Annotated in this window: 21 protein-coding genes; 6 read left to right on the plus strand and 15 right to left on the minus strand. The window is 37.4% G+C overall.

Translation table 11 applies throughout. The features are described from left to right. Positions 1-10: 10 nt before the first annotated feature. Positions 11-448, plus strand: a complete 438-nt coding sequence (locus ABJ974_RS10365) for a MarR family winged helix-turn-helix transcriptional regulator (RefSeq protein WP_419868176.1) — start codon at positions 11-13, stop codon at positions 446-448. Continuing rightward, positions 445-867: an organic hydroperoxide resistance protein gene (locus tag ABJ974_RS10370; RefSeq protein WP_419868177.1), complete on the plus strand. Its 423-nt coding sequence runs from the start codon at positions 445-447 to the stop codon at positions 865-867. The genes ABJ974_RS10365 and ABJ974_RS10370 overlap by 4 nt, the downstream gene beginning before the upstream one ends. Before the next feature lie 57 nt (positions 868-924). On the opposite strand, the gene ABJ974_RS10375 is transcribed toward ABJ974_RS10370, so the two are convergent. The 9 genes from ABJ974_RS10375 to ABJ974_RS10415 all read right to left on the minus strand — a co-directional run bounded on the left by ABJ974_RS10375 (position 925) and on the right by ABJ974_RS10415 (position 10,303). Beyond that, positions 925-1,548 (minus strand): peptide deformylase, encoded by a 624-nt coding sequence (locus ABJ974_RS10375; protein ID WP_419868178.1) that lies wholly within the window; start codon positions 1,546-1,548, stop codon positions 925-927. Between the two features lie 190 nt (positions 1,549-1,738). Further along, positions 1,739-2,611, minus strand: coding sequence for a ChaN family lipoprotein (locus ABJ974_RS10380; RefSeq protein ID WP_419868179.1), 873 nt, complete (start codon positions 2,609-2,611; stop codon positions 1,739-1,741). 77 nt (positions 2,612-2,688) lie between these two features. After that, positions 2,689-3,717 (minus strand): hemin-degrading factor, encoded by a 1,029-nt coding sequence (locus tag ABJ974_RS10385; protein ID WP_419868180.1) that lies wholly within the window; start codon positions 3,715-3,717, stop codon positions 2,689-2,691. Positions 3,718-3,725: 8 nt separating this feature from the next. Next, a complete protein-coding gene (locus tag ABJ974_RS10390; protein WP_419868181.1) occupies positions 3,726-4,376 on the minus strand; it encodes a class I SAM-dependent methyltransferase in 651 nt (216 codons plus the stop codon). Between the two features lie 2 nt (positions 4,377-4,378). After that, positions 4,379-5,152, minus strand: a complete 774-nt coding sequence (locus tag ABJ974_RS10395; protein ID WP_419868182.1) for a heme ABC transporter ATP-binding protein — start codon at positions 5,150-5,152, stop codon at positions 4,379-4,381. Next, a complete protein-coding gene (locus ABJ974_RS10400) occupies positions 5,152-6,192 on the minus strand; it encodes a FecCD family ABC transporter permease (protein WP_419868183.1) in 1,041 nt (346 codons plus the stop codon). Before ABJ974_RS10400 ends, ABJ974_RS10395 begins: the two co-directional genes overlap by 1 nt. Then, entirely contained in the window at positions 6,176-7,057 is an 882-nt protein-coding gene (locus tag ABJ974_RS10405; RefSeq protein ID WP_419868184.1) for a heme/hemin ABC transporter substrate-binding protein, read from the minus strand. Before ABJ974_RS10405 ends, ABJ974_RS10400 begins: the two co-directional genes overlap by 17 nt. Before the next feature lie 21 nt (positions 7,058-7,078). Continuing rightward, a complete protein-coding gene (locus tag ABJ974_RS10410; RefSeq protein WP_419868185.1) occupies positions 7,079-8,164 on the minus strand; it encodes an HmuY family protein in 1,086 nt (361 codons plus the stop codon). Positions 8,165-8,173: 9 nt separating this feature from the next. Then, entirely contained in the window at positions 8,174-10,303 is a 2,130-nt protein-coding gene (locus ABJ974_RS10415; protein ID WP_419868186.1) for a TonB-dependent receptor plug domain-containing protein, read from the minus strand. A 94-nt stretch (positions 10,304-10,397) separates the two neighbouring features. Between ABJ974_RS10415 and ABJ974_RS10420 the strand changes: the two genes are divergently transcribed. Further along, positions 10,398-11,156 (plus strand): T9SS type A sorting domain-containing protein, encoded by a 759-nt coding sequence (locus ABJ974_RS10420; protein ID WP_419868187.1) that lies wholly within the window; start codon positions 10,398-10,400, stop codon positions 11,154-11,156. A gap of 210 nt (positions 11,157-11,366) precedes the next feature. On the opposite strand, the gene ABJ974_RS10425 is transcribed toward ABJ974_RS10420, so the two are convergent. From ABJ974_RS10425 to ABJ974_RS10450, 6 genes are all read right to left on the minus strand, one after another. Beyond that, positions 11,367-11,657, minus strand: a complete 291-nt coding sequence (locus ABJ974_RS10425; protein WP_419868188.1) for a putative quinol monooxygenase — start codon at positions 11,655-11,657, stop codon at positions 11,367-11,369. 90 nt (positions 11,658-11,747) lie between these two features. Beyond that, positions 11,748-12,632 carry a sulfite exporter TauE/SafE family protein gene (locus ABJ974_RS10430; protein WP_419868189.1) on the minus strand — a complete coding sequence of 295 codons (885 nt, stop codon included), beginning with the start codon at positions 12,630-12,632 and terminating at the stop codon, positions 11,748-11,750. 1 nt (position 12,633) lies between these two features. Further along, on the minus strand, positions 12,634-13,875 hold the full coding sequence (locus ABJ974_RS10435) for a sulfate adenylyltransferase subunit 1 (protein ID WP_419868190.1): 1,242 nt from the start codon (positions 13,873-13,875) through the stop codon (positions 12,634-12,636). 65 nt (positions 13,876-13,940) lie between these two features. Beyond that, positions 13,941-14,849: a sulfate adenylyltransferase subunit CysD gene (cysD, locus tag ABJ974_RS10440; protein WP_419868191.1), complete on the minus strand. Its 909-nt coding sequence runs from the start codon at positions 14,847-14,849 to the stop codon at positions 13,941-13,943. Between the two features lie 36 nt (positions 14,850-14,885). Next, positions 14,886-15,578: a phosphoadenylyl-sulfate reductase gene (locus ABJ974_RS10445; protein WP_419868192.1), complete on the minus strand. Its 693-nt coding sequence runs from the start codon at positions 15,576-15,578 to the stop codon at positions 14,886-14,888. Positions 15,579-15,669: 91 nt separating this feature from the next. Continuing rightward, positions 15,670-16,077, minus strand: coding sequence for an RrF2 family transcriptional regulator (locus tag ABJ974_RS10450; RefSeq protein WP_419868193.1), 408 nt, complete (start codon positions 16,075-16,077; stop codon positions 15,670-15,672). 66 nt (positions 16,078-16,143) lie between these two features. On the opposite strand from ABJ974_RS10450, the gene ABJ974_RS10455 reads away from it, so the two are divergent. From ABJ974_RS10455 to ABJ974_RS10465, 3 genes are all read left to right on the plus strand, one after another. After that, positions 16,144-16,572, plus strand: coding sequence for a DUF4268 domain-containing protein (locus tag ABJ974_RS10455; protein WP_419868194.1), 429 nt, complete (start codon positions 16,144-16,146; stop codon positions 16,570-16,572). 18 nt (positions 16,573-16,590) lie between these two features. Continuing rightward, complete coding sequence (locus ABJ974_RS10460) at positions 16,591-17,064, plus strand: nuclear transport factor 2 family protein (RefSeq protein WP_419868195.1); 474 nt, start codon at positions 16,591-16,593, stop codon at positions 17,062-17,064. A gap of 165 nt (positions 17,065-17,229) precedes the next feature. Next, a complete protein-coding gene (locus ABJ974_RS10465) occupies positions 17,230-18,045 on the plus strand; it encodes a DUF2314 domain-containing protein (protein ID WP_419868196.1) in 816 nt (271 codons plus the stop codon). The last annotated feature ends 61 nt before the right edge of the window (positions 18,046-18,106 follow it).

Raw genomic sequence — 18,106 nt, forward strand, 5'->3', positions numbered from 1 at the left:
TTCCATTCCCATGAATAAATCAGAATCTTTAAAACTGGATAATCAGATTTGCTTCCCCTTATATGCTATCGCAAAAGAGATCATAGGTCTTTACCGCCCTATCCTTGATAAATTGGACATCACTTATCCTCAGTATCTGGTTTTAATGGTATTATGGGAAAATGATGGTCTTACCGTAAGCCATATCGGGGAAAAGCTGCTCCTGGACAGTGGTACGTTAACTCCTCTTTTAAAAAGACTTGAAAACAAAGGATTTATTATAAGAAAGAGAAAACAGGAAGATGAAAGGGTAGTCGAAATATTTCTGACATCCAATGGCCGGGAATTGAAAGAAAATGCCTGTGAGGTCCCCAATGCCATTCAGAAAAAAATAGATATAGAAAAGGAGGACCTGCTGGAACTCAAACAAATCGTTCAAAAAATACTGAACAAAATAGATAAAATATGAAAACAATATACACTACCAATGCTACGGCAAAAGGTGGAAGAAACGGACATGTAAAAAGTGAAAACGGAGTTTTAGATATTGAAGTAAGAATGCCTAAAGCTTTAGGTGGAGCTAATGATGATTATCTGAACCCGGAAATGTTATTCGCAGCAGGCTATTCTGCTTGTTTTGACAGCGCCCTTAATTTAGTGATCAATACGGAAAAAATAAAAACAGGTGAAACTACGGTCACTGCAGAAGTAAGTATTGGAAAAACCGATACGGGTTTCGGACTGGCAGCACATTTAAAAGTGAATATTCCGGGAGTATCACTGGAAGAGGCAAAAGAGCTGACAGAAAAAGCCCATCAGGTTTGTCCCTACTCTAACGCTACAAGAAATAATATTGAAGTTGCCCTATCGGTAACCAATAACGATTAAACATATTATTTTCTCATAATGAAAGAGGAGCTTGTATATTTTACAGGCTCCTCTTTTTTATTTTGACTTTACTTTCTGATAAGCATCTACTTTCAAATAGGAATCGTTTTTTTCTTTTTCTTTTTTGTCGGTGATAAGTATTCCGAAAAGATGGTCTACTTCATGCTGAAAAATAACAGCAGTAAAGCCTTCTATCATTTCATTATATTTTTGTCCTTTCAGATCTGTATACTCTACCTGGATTGCTTTACTTCTATAAAACTGATCCCTGAAGTCTGGAATAGAAAGGTCTCCTTCCGGTCCTAAATTCTGTAATTCGGATCTCCAGAGAATGACAGGATTAATAAAATATTCAAAAGGATGTCCTTCTTTGTCGAAACGCTGGACCCAGACTATCTTTCTGTTGATTCCAACCTGTGGGGCTGCGATTCCCACTCCTCCATCGGTAGACAAAAGGGAGAGTTTCATTCTTTTTACCAAGGTGGCGGTATTGGGGTCGGTGGGATCAATTTCAGAGGAAAGACTTAGCAGTATTTTATGCTGGTTGGAGTCTGTAGACTGATAAATAGGTAATGCTGTATTGATATCTTCCTGATTAATGATGGAAAGTTCTTTCGGGGTAAGCTTTTGTGCATTGATAATTCCTATGGCGAAGAGTAATAAAAGGGAGATTTTTTTCATTTTCATTGTATATACTGCAAAGATAGATATTGTGTTTTAATTTTTTGATCTCTCAGATTTAGCAGATTTTTATAAATCTTATTTTCGATAAGTTCATCAAAAATACCAAAATACAATACTTAAGCCTATTCTAAATCTGCGTAATCTGCTAAATCTGCGAGAAAAATCATATAATAGAAAACCATTCAAACTAAAAAGTCTTAATCATATCAGAAGGAACAACCAGATTAAACTCCGTAGGGAAATAGTCTTTTTCAGGAATATCTAATTCAGGGTCATCTGATTCAAACACAGAAATTACCGCTATTTTCAGCTCAGGATTTTTCTGTTTGATATACCAGTAAATCCCTCCATATTCTTTGCTGTGATAATTACCATTATAATGAATAAAAGTTTTTCCCGGCTTCCGATTTTTTAGAATAGATTCGGCCATGGTAGCATCTTTAATTGCCTGTGCAGAAATAAAATTCATAACTTTTGTTCCTTCCGCATGATCTCCCATCATGGCTTTCATTTCCGGATAACCCGGAGTGTCCAAAGTCACATTTACAGGCAACCGGGCTATGTAGGATTTATCTTTATCGCTTAAAGCATTTAAAGATTGTATTCCTTCTTTAGCTGTTTGTGAAGCGTATCTCCTCGGAACATTTGTAGCAATAAAATCCAGTTTTTTGTTTTTCGCAAAATCTACTAAAGGTTGATAATCCGTAGCATAATTGTTCCAGAGGCGTACAGAATCTTTCAGATTTTTACTTTCAATATGGCCATTGAGGTATTGGGATAACTGCGCCTGGTTATCTCTTTCAAACATCTCAGCACCCAGTATAATCTGCCCGTTTTTCTTTTCATATAGCGCCTGGGTAACTTTCAGCTGAAGCCAGTGTATAATGGAGTTGTTGTGCAGCTCACCAAACAAAATGATATCATAGTCCGCTAGTTCTTTCACCAATTTATCCGTCTTTACTGCTTTTCCTTTTTTATCATAAAACTGATAGGCTTTAAAACTCTGTGATCTTACAGAACTAAAAATCATCAACAAAGCTATAATGATCCCGTTTTTCATATTCAAATTTTTTATAAAAATAAAAAAAAGACCGCTTGGAATGATCACAAGTCGGTCTAACCAAATCATCTAACTATTTATTTTTCTAATCCCGCAACCAGATCTTTCCATTCCTGTAATTCCGGAATACCGGGCTTTCTTTTTCCAAAAAACTGGGCAATAAAATCACCTTGCTTATTAAACACCTCGATGGCAGTCACTTCTCCGTCTTCCGTCGGTTTTTTAACAATCCATGACTCAGCTATTTTTGTTACATCCAAATGCAGATTGAAATCAGGGTCCATTACGTTAAACCATTGCTGATGCCAAAGCGTTTTATTCACTTCTCCAGTGTGGATCTGGATAATTCCCCTGTTTCCTACAAAGATCATAATAGGAAGCTTCTTTTCAGAAGCATCTTCCAGAACATTCACTACTTTTGAATTTTCAATTTTGGTGGCAAAACCCTCCGGAGCCAACCTCAGCGCCTGAGTTCTGCTTACTCCGTATTTTCTTGTCATTGTAAAGAAGTCATGCGTATCTTTTAATTCTCTCCATGCCTGCTGAAAACCGTCCACATCTATTTCAGCATCGGGTTTTTCTTCGGCTTTAGGGGCTACCGCTTCAAATGTGAAAGATGGGTTCTGGTCTCCCGCTTTAAATTTTTCAACCAAACCATCAAAAGCCTGTTCATTACTGTCTTTCGTTAAATAAATCTTATGTAAAGCCGATCCGTCTTTTCCAAAGAACTGAATACTTTTCCTGTCTCCTTCCACTACGGCAAATGCATATTTCCAATGATTAATGAATATCCTCAAATCGATATCTTCTCCCACAAAAAGCTGTGCATGAGGGCTGCTGAAATCTCCATTAAGATAAACTCCTTTTCTTTCATGTACACATTCATCATTACGGGTAAGAGCCATTACTTTTCCCAGTTGTTCCACGTCCGGTAATATATCCTGAAATTCCGGCTTAAGCACTGTTACGCCCTCCCCTACATTGGTCATTAAAAGTTCTGCTTCACTTACCCCCAACTGTTCTGCGGCATTTCTTATTCTTAGATGTGGATTTTCGGCTTTCAGGCCTTCCCACTTTTCTTTTAATCCATTAATTAGTGTACTCATTACTATTTTTATTTTTTTATTGTTAAAACTGTATATATCCTTTTTATTTTTTCGTTTCCCGTTTTACTCGGGATCTCTTCTTCCTTCTCAGAAATCTTCATTCTTTTAAAATAACTTTTTGAAATTACCTCTTCCATTTCTTCATTACTGTATAGGGTAAAGTCAAATTCAGTAAAAGGAAGCGTTTTCATAAATTCTTTTTGTCCCAATGTCAGCACAAAAATTCCATTGTCTTTCAGTACTCTGTAAATTTCATTTAAAAAGCGTACAGGCTCTTTCCAGAAATAGACGGTATTTACCGTAAAAATCTTATCAAACGTCTCATCTTCAAAAGGAAGTTTTTCCCCGTCATATAAGATAAATCCGGCCTGATCTTTATATTGCTCATTGAGCCTTTTCGCTTCCTTATACATGGTTTCAGAAATATCCACGCCTGTATAACGCACGTTTTGAGCCCTGCTGAGAATAGCTTTCAGGTGTCCTGCATTTCCGTGCCCTATTTCAAGGATAGATTCATTATCCTCTATTAAAAGGGCTTTAACGCTTTCCTGTGTCATCCCGATATTAGTAGCATTCATCATTTCTGCTACTTCAATTCCTTTTTCTCCCTGTGGATTGGCAAGGTTTTGAGCCAATAGCTTTAGTTTTTCATTTTCCATGGTTATCCAAAAATAATCATTGGGTTATCAGAAACCGGATGTTTAAAAATTGAACACGGAAAGTTATAGGCTTCACTGATGATCCCGGATGTAAAAACCTCTTCCGGTGTTCCATAGGCAGCCACTTTCCCTGATTTCATTAATAATACCTTATCTGCAAACCGGGCGGCTAAATTAAGGTCGTGTAAAACCACTATCGCACTATTTGCTTTATCCGTAAATTTTTTAATAATTTCCAATGCTTTATATTGATGTTTAATGTCCAGATTGTTAAGCGGTTCGTCTAAAAATAATAATTTATGGGCAATTTCATTCTGAAGCTGGGCCAGCACTCTCGAAAGGTGTACCCGCTGCTTTTCTCCCCCCGATAGAGTATTGTAATCACGGTCTTTTAAATGATAAATATCGGTTTCATACATCATATTGTTCATCGCTTCCAGATCTTCTTTTCCCGGCTGTGAATCGAAGTAAGGATATCTTCCCATGAGTACGACATCTTTTACCTGTAAAGGAATGTCGTTACTGTTATGCTGTGAGAACTTAGCCTTATTTTTGGACAACTCAAGGATGTCCCATTTTTCGATAGGTCTGTCTTTGAAAAGAACCTGCTGCTTTCCCTGCTTCACTTCGTGGGCCAGAATACTCAACAGGCTTGATTTTCCTGCGCCGTTTGGTCCTACAATAGCTAAAAACTCACCATATTCCAAAGAAACATCCACGCCTTCGAGGATATGAAATTCTTTATGCTTGTAGTTGATCTGGTGTGCCTTTATCATTATAATGTTTTTTTAAATTTAATAAGAATCACAATGAAAATAGGCCCCCCCATGAGTGCTGTAAGGATCCCGATAGGCAACTCCGAAGGTTCCACTATACTTCTGCTGAACGTGTCTGCCAACAGAAGCAATATACTCCCAAAAACTGCTGAAAGCGGCAATATAAAGGTATAATTTGATTTAAATAACAACCTCAGAATATAAGGTACAATCAGCCCTACAAATCCTATTGTTCCTGAAAACGCTACACATGTCCCCACCATCAGGGCGGTAAGGATGATGATTTGCTTTTTCAGTCTTTCTACATGGATTCCCAAATGCTGGGCATCTTTCTCTCCCAACATCATGGCATTCAATGCTTTTCCTTTCGGAAGTAAAATAATATAGGAAACTGTTAAAACTATGGCAAGAACAAGATTTTTGGTCCATGTAGCGGCTGCAAGACTTCCTAAATTCCAGAATGTAAGATCTCTCAGCTGCTCATCTTTAGATATATAAATTAAAAAGCCGGTAATGGCAAAACCGATCGCTGTAATGGCAACTCCTGTTAAAAGCATCATCACGACGTTAGTTTTTCCGCCATTTGTTGAAATCTTATAAACCAGCATCATAGACAGAAGTGCCCCTATAAATGCCGAAATACCTGTTAATGAGAACTGTACCGCTTCAGGGAGATATTCTTTAAAATGCCCTCCCAGCACAATACTTATCGCTGCCAATAAAGTAGCTCCGGATGTAAGTCCTATCAAATCCCCGGTTGCCAAAGGATTTTTAAACAAACCCTGCAGCCCCGTTCCGGAAACAGCCAGCATACTTCCTATTAAAACAGCCATCACAATTCTTGCGGCACGGACGTCCCAAATTACATATTTATCGCTTAAAGATAATTCCGGATTACCTTCTATAAACTTTCCTAAAACCCTAAACGGAGAAGCCCCCCCGAAATCATAAACTCCGGTGTTAAGTGCCAATACTGCTATTATGACAAGCAGTACGGCACTTATAGTCAAATAAAAATATAATTTACTTTGTGCTTTCAATTAATAATTTGTTTAATCCTAATGCTGCCTCACCCAATCTTGGTCCGAAGGATGAAACCAAACCTCCGTCCATAGCGATAATATTTTTGTTTTTTCCCGCCGTAGTCTGGGAAACTCCCGGCATTTTAAGAACACCTTCGTTTCCGCCGGCTCCCTGTAATCCGCTGGTAAAGAAGAACAATACATCCGGATTGGCTTTTACAACAGCTTCAGGGGTAAGGGGCTTAAAGTCTTCAAAATCATGGATTGCATTTTCTCCCCCTGCAAGACCGATCAGCTTTTCCATAGGAGTATTTTTACCGGCCACCATAAGGTTATTTCCTCTCGCATAGATGAATAATACTTTCGGTTTTTTGGCGATAGACTGAATCTGCTTCATATCCGAATCTATTTTATCATATAACTTCTGATAATCCGTATTTCCTATGGCTTTTGCCACCTGTTCAATTAATTTTTTAGTTCCTTCTACTGAGTATTCCTGATTAAAAATCTCTGTTTTAATTCCTGAAGACTTGATTTTCCCTAATAATTCTGGGTTAATATCTTTATCGGAAGCCAGGATTAAATTGGGGCTTACCGCCATAATCGGCTCAATGGTCATTGATCTTACATGTCCCAGGTCTTTAACGGTTGCTTTTAAACTTTCGGGGTAGGTACTGGTAACGTCTGTTCCTACGATTTCTTTTTCATGACCGAGGGCACTTACTATTTCTGTAATTCCACCGCTAAGGGTTACAATTTTATTATTCGTTTTCGGCGTTTCGGAAGAAGCGGTTGTTTCTGCCGTATTTTCAGGCTTTGCATCTGCTTTTTTGCAGGAATATACTGCTACGAGCATTGATGCTACTAAGACTAATTTTTTCATGTCTATACTTTTTGTTGATTTTTATAAAGGTTTATATTCGAATTGTGGTCTTCCTCTTTCTCCATCGGTACTCGTCATCCTGGTGAATCTTAATTTAAAATAATACCCCTCAGCATCTTTAATTACATAAAAACGGTCTCCATAGGTTTCCAATCCGTTGGTTCCTACCGGATTTCTCCAGTTGGCACCGATTACACGCTGATCCGTGTACAAGAACTTGGATTGGTCAATATCTGAAGCTGTGAAATTATTATAGGCTTCCACTCCCGATTCACCGGCTCCCACCGTAACCTGATAGGCGCCTGCCCCTCCCATAATATTGGTGGTAACAAAATCTGCATATACGTAACTTCCCGCGCCGGTAATCGTATTGGTGAAAACGGTAAAGCAGATGTCCCACTTATTTTTTTCAGGTTGAACGGAAACCTCAGAATTATTGACAAGACTTACGAAATTGAAGTTATAGGCTGTATTTTTGGTTATTACCAATTCCTTGTGGCTGCTATCATTGAGGCCGGCATATTTTATTTTATAGCCGTTTCCTGATCTTATTACCTGAATTTTCATCCAACCTCTGCTGTCTCCGCCGGTAGCTACGGAACCGGTAGCTACAGAACCGGTAAATAGATCATGCCCCAGATTCAGCAGATAGATTGCATTCTCGGAATCGGTAGCTTTGATCTCTTCAATAGCTGTCGAACCGGAAGGAAAATTTCCGTTGACATCATCTATATAAGCTATATTGGACGGATCAAAAGTAGCCACCTGAACCTTAGTCATTAAAGTGCTTACATCCGATTCTTTCACCTGATCTATATCCGTAGCATCAGGAATTTTCCCCGCGGCCATCATAATGGATGAATTTAAAACGACTTTAAATTCATTTCCGGAATAAAGAGCTAAATCCCAATTTGTTCTTTTATTGACAGTTTCGGTTTCGGTTCCTAAGTCAAACCATACCTGGTTAGGTTCCGTAGCTCCTCCTACATTGGGATTAACAACCGCTCCATCTGTGGGAGTTACCGCAACCGGATCTTCATTATCATTGATACAGGACTGGGAAACTAAAGAAATTCCTACTAAAAGACTAAACAGTATTTTTTTCATGGTAAAACTTTAAAAATTATAATTTAATCGTGCAAAATAACTTCTGCCATAGAATAGATTCTGACTGCCTGTTGCAGCATTATGACCGTCACCGGCTAATGTGGTATTCGATACCGTTGTAACATCAAAAATATTTTTGATCCCTACGCTTACTTCTAAATGATTTTGGAAAAAGGGCTGGCTAAGAGTAAAGTTCAGCATATTGTAATCCCCTATTTCTCCCAGAAAATACTGTCCCGGATCCAACGGATCATCGGCATTCGTCGTATGGGTATACTTTTTCTGTTTTCCTGTATATTTATAATAAAGGGCAAATAATGTTTTCGTAGAAGGCAGTGTGTAATTAGCTGCTAAATTTGCTTCCGTATAATAGTTGTAATCATCGGGGGAAGTGATATTCCCCGTATTCAGTACCTGAGAAATACCCATCACGGAAACTCCTGCATTCACTGCCAGATCACCTTTTTTTACGTTGATCCCTCCACCGAACAATAAAGATTTATAATTATCTACATTTAAGTACGTATAGCGTAAAGGGCTATTGCTGATGATCACACTTTCTATACGGTCTTTCACGTCAAGGTACATTCCGGAAAGGCTAAAGTTGAATATCCAATTATCCGCATTCTTTATATTGTAGTCCCAGAAAAGTGCGGTCGAATATCCGGTTTCAGGTTTCAGGTTTTCATTTCCCTGTATATCATGATTGCTGTCTACCATATAAGTATAAAGCTCATCATATGTAGGAAACCTGTTGGCGGTACCGAATACGGCACGTAAATCCGATCTTTCGGATGTTTTGAATCTTGCCGTAGCGGAATAATTATATTGGGAATCAAATTTATCACTCAGCGCCAACCTTACTCCCGGACGCAAGGAGAACCAGTCGTTTACCATCCACTCTGCAGAAAGGAAGTTGGCATAATTAAAAATGGTTCTTTCCAGATTATCATTTCCATAAAGCCCTGTGACAGAACTTGCAAACCCTTTTGTCCTGTCCAGCTCATAGCCTAGCTGGAAATTGATTTTCTCACTATCCAAAAAGTTGCTGAACATCCCTCTGGAATATAGCACATCGGATTTATAATAGGTCTGCTCTGCGTCCCTGGATAATTCCTGGCGGTTGGGAACATCATACTGATAATTCTGGTATTTTCTTTCCTGTGACTGATATGAGAAGTCACCGTTATAATTGATCCTGCCTAATTTGGTCTGAATATTAAACTGATGGATCCATCTTTTTGTATTGTAATCGGTGTCCTTGGACAGGTATGTTCTGTTTCCCCCTCCTAAGTATAATTCTTCTACCAAAGGATTATAATAATTAACTTTTTCCGTAAGATAATTAACCTTATAGAAGAAAGTCGTTTCATTTTTGCTATAACGGATGGTTCCATTGGTCGTCAGCTGATCTTTAGGCTGCCAATCGTACCCACGCTTTCCGTCGTTGCCTTCACTGAAATATTTATATCCCCCGAAGTCACCTTTATATCCCTGAAAATCATTATGGCTAATATCCGCAGAAACCGACCAGTTATCATTGATTCTATATCCTAAATTAAGATACTGGATATGACGTCCGTTTCCTTTTTTGAACCAGTCATAATCTTTATTTACGGTTTCTTCTTGTACGGAAGCTACAACATTAAATTTCTTACCGTAATTTTTCTTGGTAATAATATTGATAACGCCTGCCAGCGCATTATTTCCGTACTCCACTCCCATGGCTCCCTTTACCACTTCAATACGCTCTACATTATTTACATTGATCTTGGTAAGATCAACCAGGTTCCCCATTCCTTCATCACTCACTACGGGGATATTATCAATTAGAATCTTAGTATAGGCTCCGCTCAATCCCATAATATTAGCACTGGAATTACCGGAATCTTTATTGGGTTCAATTAAAATATTAAGATTTTGATTAAGTACCTCCGCTACATTGGTAACAGCCATATTTTTAATCTGCTGTGCATCAATTACTTCAACTTTATAAATGGATTTATTGATCGCCTGCTGTTTATACTGCCCCGTAATAACAACTTCTTTTATTTTTTCCTGATTAAGAGAATCTTTTTGCTGTGCATTCACCCAGAGAAGAGTGGATAATGATAATAGAGAAAGCACTTTCTTCTTCATGTCACAAAAAATTTTTTTGACAAATATAAACTTTATTTAGAATAGTTAAAAATAATTATTTACTTTTGTTTAATAATTCTAAATAAAAATAATTATGACTACAAAACTATTCTTAGGAACGTTATTATGTTCAGTAATTAGCATCAATGCGCAAGTTTCCACGATAAATGAGGACTTTTCCACATTTTCCGGTACTAGTTTCCCACAAAACGGATGGACTTCCAACAGAGTGGCACCTTATGCTTATTTCATAGCCAACGACCATCCTCAGGTATACAGTCTTTTTGATGTTACCAATCCAACTTATATCATTACCCCTGAAATCTTATCGATCAATGGGACTCAGACGATAAAATTTGATGCCCAGGTGACTACGGGATCAGCCGGTGGAGGTACGATACAGGTAGGAACATTATCAGACCCTGCTGATGTAAATACTTTTGTGGCTATTTCAGGACTTGAAACTTTACAAACTGCCGCCACACAATATTCTTATACGGTTCCTTCCACTACAGCGAAATATATTGCTTTCAAATTCCAGCCATCTACCGTACACGCTGCATTACAGGTGGATAATGTGGTCTTCGGACCAACAGCTACATTAGCTGTTTCTGATGTTAAAAATGTAAAATCAACGCCTAAGCATGTATTGACTTCTGATAACCAACTTCAGTTTATTGGAAATGATGCTGTTAGCTCAATAGACATCTTCTCTGCAGGAGGATCAAGAGTTATGGGTGAGAAAGTTTCTTCCAATAGCGTAAACGTTTCGGAATTAGCTAAAGGAGTTTATATGTATAAAGCAACCACAAAGCAAGGACAGGTTATCCAGTCCAAGTTTATCAGAAAATAATTGTTAAACCATATTAATAGGAGGGTTGGTAAAAGTTTTGCCAGCCCTTTCTTAATAAATTTAAAAGAAATCTTCTACTTATTTAGAATAATTAAAAATAAATAAGTACTTTTGTGAGACAAAATTTTAATACTTTCTATTTTTTCTAAGAAAAAAGGCAGTTTCGATATGAAACTGCCTTTTGATTAAAATAATTTGAAAATGGGATTTTCAGTATATCTTAAATCCTTTATAAACTTCAGAACTTTTTTCTAAAATTTTGGATGCATTCTTACGGAAATCCAGTAAATGGTCCTGCCCTATATGGTTATTGTGATATTCCACACTTTCCCATAGCTCAATCAGGAAAAAAGTTCCTTTATTATCTTTATCTTCAATAAGATCGTACTGTAAACAGCCTTCTTCCTTTCTTGTCTCACGAACTAAGGTCTGAAACAGTTCTACAGCTTCCATTAAGTAACTTTCATTAAACTTAAACAGGGCTACAATATGTAAATTCATATGCAATTATTTATGGATATAAAATTAACTATTTTCAATTATGAATAAACACATTTGCTATCCCAACTTTTCCACAATAATCCATATTATTTAAAACAGGGATTTGCAAATCGTAATAGAGCTCATGATTACGACCAGCAAACCTATAATAAAAAACATCTTTTTCACGGGTAATTTTGCTGTGAGCATTGCTGAAAAGGGAGCTGTGATAATCCCTCCTATCAATAATCCCAGGATAATGTTCCAGTGGTGAACCCCCAATGTGAAAATGAATGTAATGGCTGCAGTGACCGTCAAAATAAATTTGGCTACTGTAGAGCTTCCGATAGCATATCTCGGTGTAAAGGCATTTTTAATCAATGTTCCGGTAACCAAAGGCCCCCAACCTCCTCCTGCAAAGGAATCTATAAATCCTCCGACTAATCCTAAACGGGTAAGATTGGTTTTTCTTTTTAAGGATTTCTTCTGTTTGGATTTAAAAGCGTTCAGCAATATTCTTATTCCCAGATAGAGGGTATAAAAAGCAATGATTGTCTTCGTGATCTTTGCGTAATATTCTCCTACATAGGTAAGACATACGGCACCGATAATAGCTCCGAAAATAGCTGGAATTGCTAATTTTTTCACCAGGCTTTTGCTTACATTTTTTAATTTGATGTGGCTTATACTGCCGGCTGCCGTAGTAAAACTTTCAGCAGAATGTATACTGGCACTTACTATATGAGGAGGAATATTAAGAAGCAGAAGCGTGGTAGTACAAATTACACCATATCCCATTCCCATAGAGCCTGCTACAATTTCTGCAAGGAAACCTACTAAAAGCATCCAGTAAAAGATATGATTATCTTTAGCAAGAATTACAAAAAGCTCATCCAGATAACCTAAACTATACAGGGAAATTACCGTAACCAGCAGAACTGCTATCGTAATGAAAAATATATTTAATCTCAGCTGGAGTTTTTTCGATACTACCATACTACACAATCATTACAGCTCCTACAGTTGAATTGCCGGTTTCATCAACTAAAATAGCGTTTCCTGTTGACGTATTTTCTTCAAAACTATCATAAACCAACGGTGACGCAGTCTTAATACGGACTTTTACCACTTCGTTAAGCCTGATGCTTTCCTGTACCGGAATTTTTTCCAGGGTATTAACATCAATCCTGTATTCTATTTCTTTGATAACAGCCTTTACTATTTTACTTTTATGCTGTAAAAAATATTTTGCTCCCTCATTAAGCTCTTTTTTATCTAGCCAGCAGACAATGGCTTCCACTTCATTTTCAACTTTCGGAAGGCTGTTTGTCTTTACAAGAAAATCCCCTCTGCTGATATCGATATCATCTTCGATATGCAATACGGCAGGCTGCTGGGCAAAAACTTCATCTACTTCCCTTCCTCCGGTTTCTATTTTAGATATAGTTGTTTCAATATTCTGGGGAAGAATTGTTATTTTATCTCCTTTTTTATAGACTCCGGAAATGATCTGACCGGCATAGCCCCGGTAGTCATGAAGCTCCTCTGTCTGAGGACGGATTACATACTGTACCTGGAACCTTCCGTTCTCTAAATTTACATCTTCATTCACTTCTACATTTTCCAGAAAATCGAGAAGAGTCGTACCCTTGTACCAATCCATTTTTGAAGATGGGTCTACGATATTATCTCCATAGAATGCGGAAATAGGAAAATAATGAATATTTTCAAGGCCAAGCTTTTCAGCCACCTCATTATATTGTTCTTTAATGGTATTGAAAACTTCTTCTGAATAGTCTACCAAGTCCATTTTATTTATAGCCACTACTACATTTTTCATTTTCAGTAATGAAGCAATAATGGAATGTCTTCTTGTCTGTTCTATCACGCCTTGTCTTGCATCGATCAGAATGATGATTAACTGAGAATTGGAAGCTCCTGTAATCATATTCCGGGTATATTGTATATGTCCCGGAGCATCGGCAATAATGAATTTTCTTTTAGGGGTTGAAAAATATCTGTAAGCTACGTCTATGGTAATTCCCTGTTCTCTTTCAGCTCTCAGTCCGTCGGTAAGGATCGCAAGGTCTATCCCATTGTCATTTTTATTTTTTGACTGCTTTTCAAGCGCTTCCAGCTGATCGATCAATATATTTTTACTGTCATATAACAGTCTGCCTATCAATGTACTTTTTCCGTCATCTACACTTCCCGCCGTAATAAATCTTAATATATCCATGTTTTTTATTTATGAATGATAATTGATGAGTAATTTTTGTTTTTATTATTTGTAAAGGGCATTGATTAAAAGTATCCTCCTTTTTTCCTGTCTTCCATTGCCGCTTCCGTTACCCTGTCATCAATACGGGTTTCCCCTCTTTCTGAAATTCGGGAGGCTGTGATTTCATTTACCACTTCATCCAATGTTTCTGCAGAGCTCTCTACCGCGGCCGTACAGGTCATATCTCCTACTGTTCTGTATCTCACCTGCTTGTTTATAATCACATCATTTTCATCAATCTGGATAAAATCTGAAACTGCGATAAGCTGACCTTCATATTCGATCACATCCCTGTTGTGGGCAAAGTAAATGGAAGGCAGTTGAATATTCTCTTTTTTAATATAATTCCATACATCGAGTTCGGTCCAGTTTGAAATAGGGAATACTCTTACATTTTCCCCTTTCTGTATTCTTCCGTTATAGATATTCCAAAGCTCGGGGCGTTGTAATTTGGGATCCCATTGTCCGAATTCATCACGTACAGAGAAAAAACGTTCTTTTGCCCTGGCTTTTTCCTCGTCTCTTCTGGCACCACCAATGCAGGCATCAAACTGAAATTCTTCAATGGTATCAAGTAATGTATGGGTCTGAAGCCAGTTTCTGGAAGCAAATTTTCCTTTAGGCTCCGTAAGTTTTTTTTCTCTGATGGTATCTTCTACTTTTCTTACAATCAGTTCGGCACCAAGACTTTTAGCCAGCTGATCCCTGTATTCCAGTGCTTCCGGAAAGTTATGTCCTGTGTCTATATGTACCAAAGGGAAAGGGATCTTCATGGGTGCAAATGCTTTTTTTGCCAAATGCACGAGTGTAATGGAGTCTTTTCCTCCACTGAAAAGTAAAGCCGGTTTTTCGAACTGTGCAGCTACTTCACGCATGATATAAATACTTTCTGCTTCCAGCTGCTCCAGATAATCTAATTTATAATTACTCATTATTTTTTGATTATTATTTGATAAGATTTTTAATTATTAATGTGTATGCAATCCGCATTCTTTATGGGACTCTTCCCACCACCATCTTCCGGCCCGCGGGTTTTCACCTGGCTCAATAGCTCTGGTACACGGGGCACAGCCTACGCTGATGTATCCTTTTTTGTGTAAAGGAAGATCCTGAACTTTATTCTCTTCGATATAGTCCAGTACATCCTGGTAGGTCCAATGGATAAGAGGATTGTATTTGTATAGTTTTCTTTCTTCATCCCATTCTACAACCGGCATATTTTCACGGTTTTCCGATTGTTCCGCACGAAGTCCCGTAATCCAGACTTTTGCATTCTCCAATGCCCGGTTAAGGGGCTTAACCTTACGGATGAAGCAGCATTCCTTACGGTTTTCCACAGAATAATAAAAGGCATTAATGCCCTTTTCGTTGACGTACTTTTCTACATCCGACGCATCGGGAAAGTAGACTTCCGTTTTTGTTTTGTATCGTGAATTGTTTTTAGAAAGTAAATCGTAGTGTTCATAAAAAAGTCTTCCGGTATCCAGCGTGAAGACTTTAATAGGCAATTTATTTTTAAATATAAGATCCGTAATCACCTGATCTTCCTGTCCCAATGATGTCGAGAATACGACTCCATCAGCAAACTTTGAGGCAAGAAATTGTAATCCTTCCTCGGCTGAGAGCCCCTTCAATACATCTTCATCTTCTTTTGAAATCATTGTTTCTTCAATTTGGTTTGTATGCAAATATCTGAAAAATTATTATCCTACCAAACAAGTAGACTAATAAAGTTCAAAAAAAAGATAATTATCAGTCGAGAAGATCCAGTAAGGTTTTCTCTTCCAGAATTTTAAGGGAGGCGTCCCGAACTTCAATCAGCACATCATGTAAACTGCAGTGATCTTCATTGCAGTCTTCACATTTCTGATAGAAGTTTAAACTTACGCAGGGAAGCATGGCAATAGGACCGTTAACCAGACGCATGATTTTGGCCAGCTTTACATTAGCCGGATTTTCTTTAAAAAAATATCCTCCTCCTTTTCCTTTTTTACTGTCCAGAATATCTGCCTTTTTAAGTTCAAGCAAAATATTCTCCAAAAACTTTAAAGGAATCTTTTTATGTTGCGCAATTTCAGAAATAAGTATGGGACCTTCATTTCTTTTTTCTACAAGATATGAAAGTGCCTTAAAAGCATATTGAGATTTTTTTGAAAGCATTACAGCAAATTTACAAAAATTGTTTCAAATCTTAAAAATGAGTATGTTTGAAAAAGATTTAATGATATGTTCAGTAAACAGGAGGCACAACAGTTAAAAAAAGAATTTTGGACAGCTTTTGGAAAGTCCTTTCCCCGGAAGTGGATTCTGTATGATACGAAAATAAAGGATTTTTCTTTTAAATTTTATGCAGATAACAAAAAAGCGGAAGTTTCCCTGGATATAGAAATGAAAGATGAGCTGTTCCGGAACGCCTATTATGAAAAAATATGGTCTCTGGAGGAAATCCTGAAAGATTTTGTAGGGGAATTTCATAAGGATGAATTTTTTACGCTGGAAAACGGAAAGGTCATCAGTAAAATCTGGGTTGAAAAACACAATGTTTCCATTTACAACAAAAACACATGGCAGGAAGTTTTCGAGTTTTTTGTGGAGAAAATGGATGGTTTTGAAAGGTTTTACTATGAATATGAAGATTTTATAAAAGATATTTAAAATAAAAACATCAATATTATGAAACTAATCGGCTATATAGCGCTAGGAGCCCTATTATGGAGTTGTTCTCCTAAAGAAAAAAAAGAAACAGATAACACCCGTGCAGCGGCTGTGATTGAACAGAATGAAAAAAATAAAAAATTAGTCCTGGATTTTTATCAAAGTACTTTCGGAGATAAAAATTTTGATAAAATCGACCAATACCTTGCTCCCGAGTATATCCAGCATAATCCTAAAGTAGCGGATGGAGCGGAAGCTTTTAAAAAAGGTGTTCAGGAATGGTTAAAGGATGCTCCGAAAACTAAAATAGACGTCCAGCATGTAGCGGCAGAAGGAGATCTTGTCTTTGTCCACCTGAAAAATAAACGTCCTGACGGAGGTCTTAAATCCACCATTGATATTTTCAGAGTAAAAGATAATAAAATTGTAGAGCATTGGGATGTTCATCAGGATGTTCCTGAAAAATCAGCCAACCCCCATCCGATGTTCTAATATCAATATAGTGTTAATCAATACCCCTAAAGGTTCACTGTATATGAGTTTTCTCAGCTTTAAACAAAATATCCATTTTAATTATCTAAATATTATTATCATTTCCTAATTTGGTGAAATTTTGTTATGATAATATTTTATAAATAAATTTTAGATACTGATAATATGATGGAGAAAAGCCCCGTATTTTTTGCAGATGGAAGCAGCACCAAAATGATCAATGCCTACAAAAAAGCACAGGAAACCTTTAAATATTTTTGGAGAGAACAGTCCTGGGAATACCGAAGAATTGTTCCCGGTCTTACCGTCTCTTGTGTAAAAGTAGCCTTCACCCAGGAAAAACCCGGTTCCAGCGAACTTATGGTAGAGCATATGTGGATTAACGAAATTGATTTCGACGGAGATCATATAAGAGGTGTTTTAATTAACCAGCCTAATGATATTACCCACATACAAGTCGGTGATCCGGTTGAAGTACCTCTGGAGGAAATCAGTGACTGGCTTTTTGCCATTTATCCCTCCAAGCAGCCCAAAGGTCTTTCCAAACTCTTCTCTTCTTCCCCACTTCCTAAAGCCTATGGAGGATTTACCATCCAGGTAATGCGTGAAGAGATGTCCAAATCCGACAGAAAGGCCCACGACAATGCATGGGGACTGGATTTTGGAGATTATAATGATATACAGGTGGTTAACGAGCAAAAGCTTCACCCTGAAAACCTTATAGAGCATCCTATGAGTAAGAATATGAAGGAAAAACTGATTGAATTTATACAGCAATACCCTTCAGAGCTTACCCATACTGATGAAAAGGGATATACCATTCTTCATAAGGAAACCATTGCAGGAAATTTAACTTCCGTGGATGTGCTGTTAAAAGCCGGAGCTGATAAAAATGTAAAAACACAAAGCGGAAAAACAGCACTGGATTTTGCAAGACAAATGAAATGGGAGCATATTATTCCTATGTTGGAAAGTAATTAAACCGAAACCAAATTAAATTCATTTACATACAAAAAAGAGAAGCTTTTGGGCTTCTCTTTTA

The sequence above is a fragment of the Chryseobacterium sp. CT-SW4 genome (assembly GCF_048572715.1).
Lineage (GTDB): Bacteria > Bacteroidota > Bacteroidia > Flavobacteriales > Weeksellaceae > Chryseobacterium.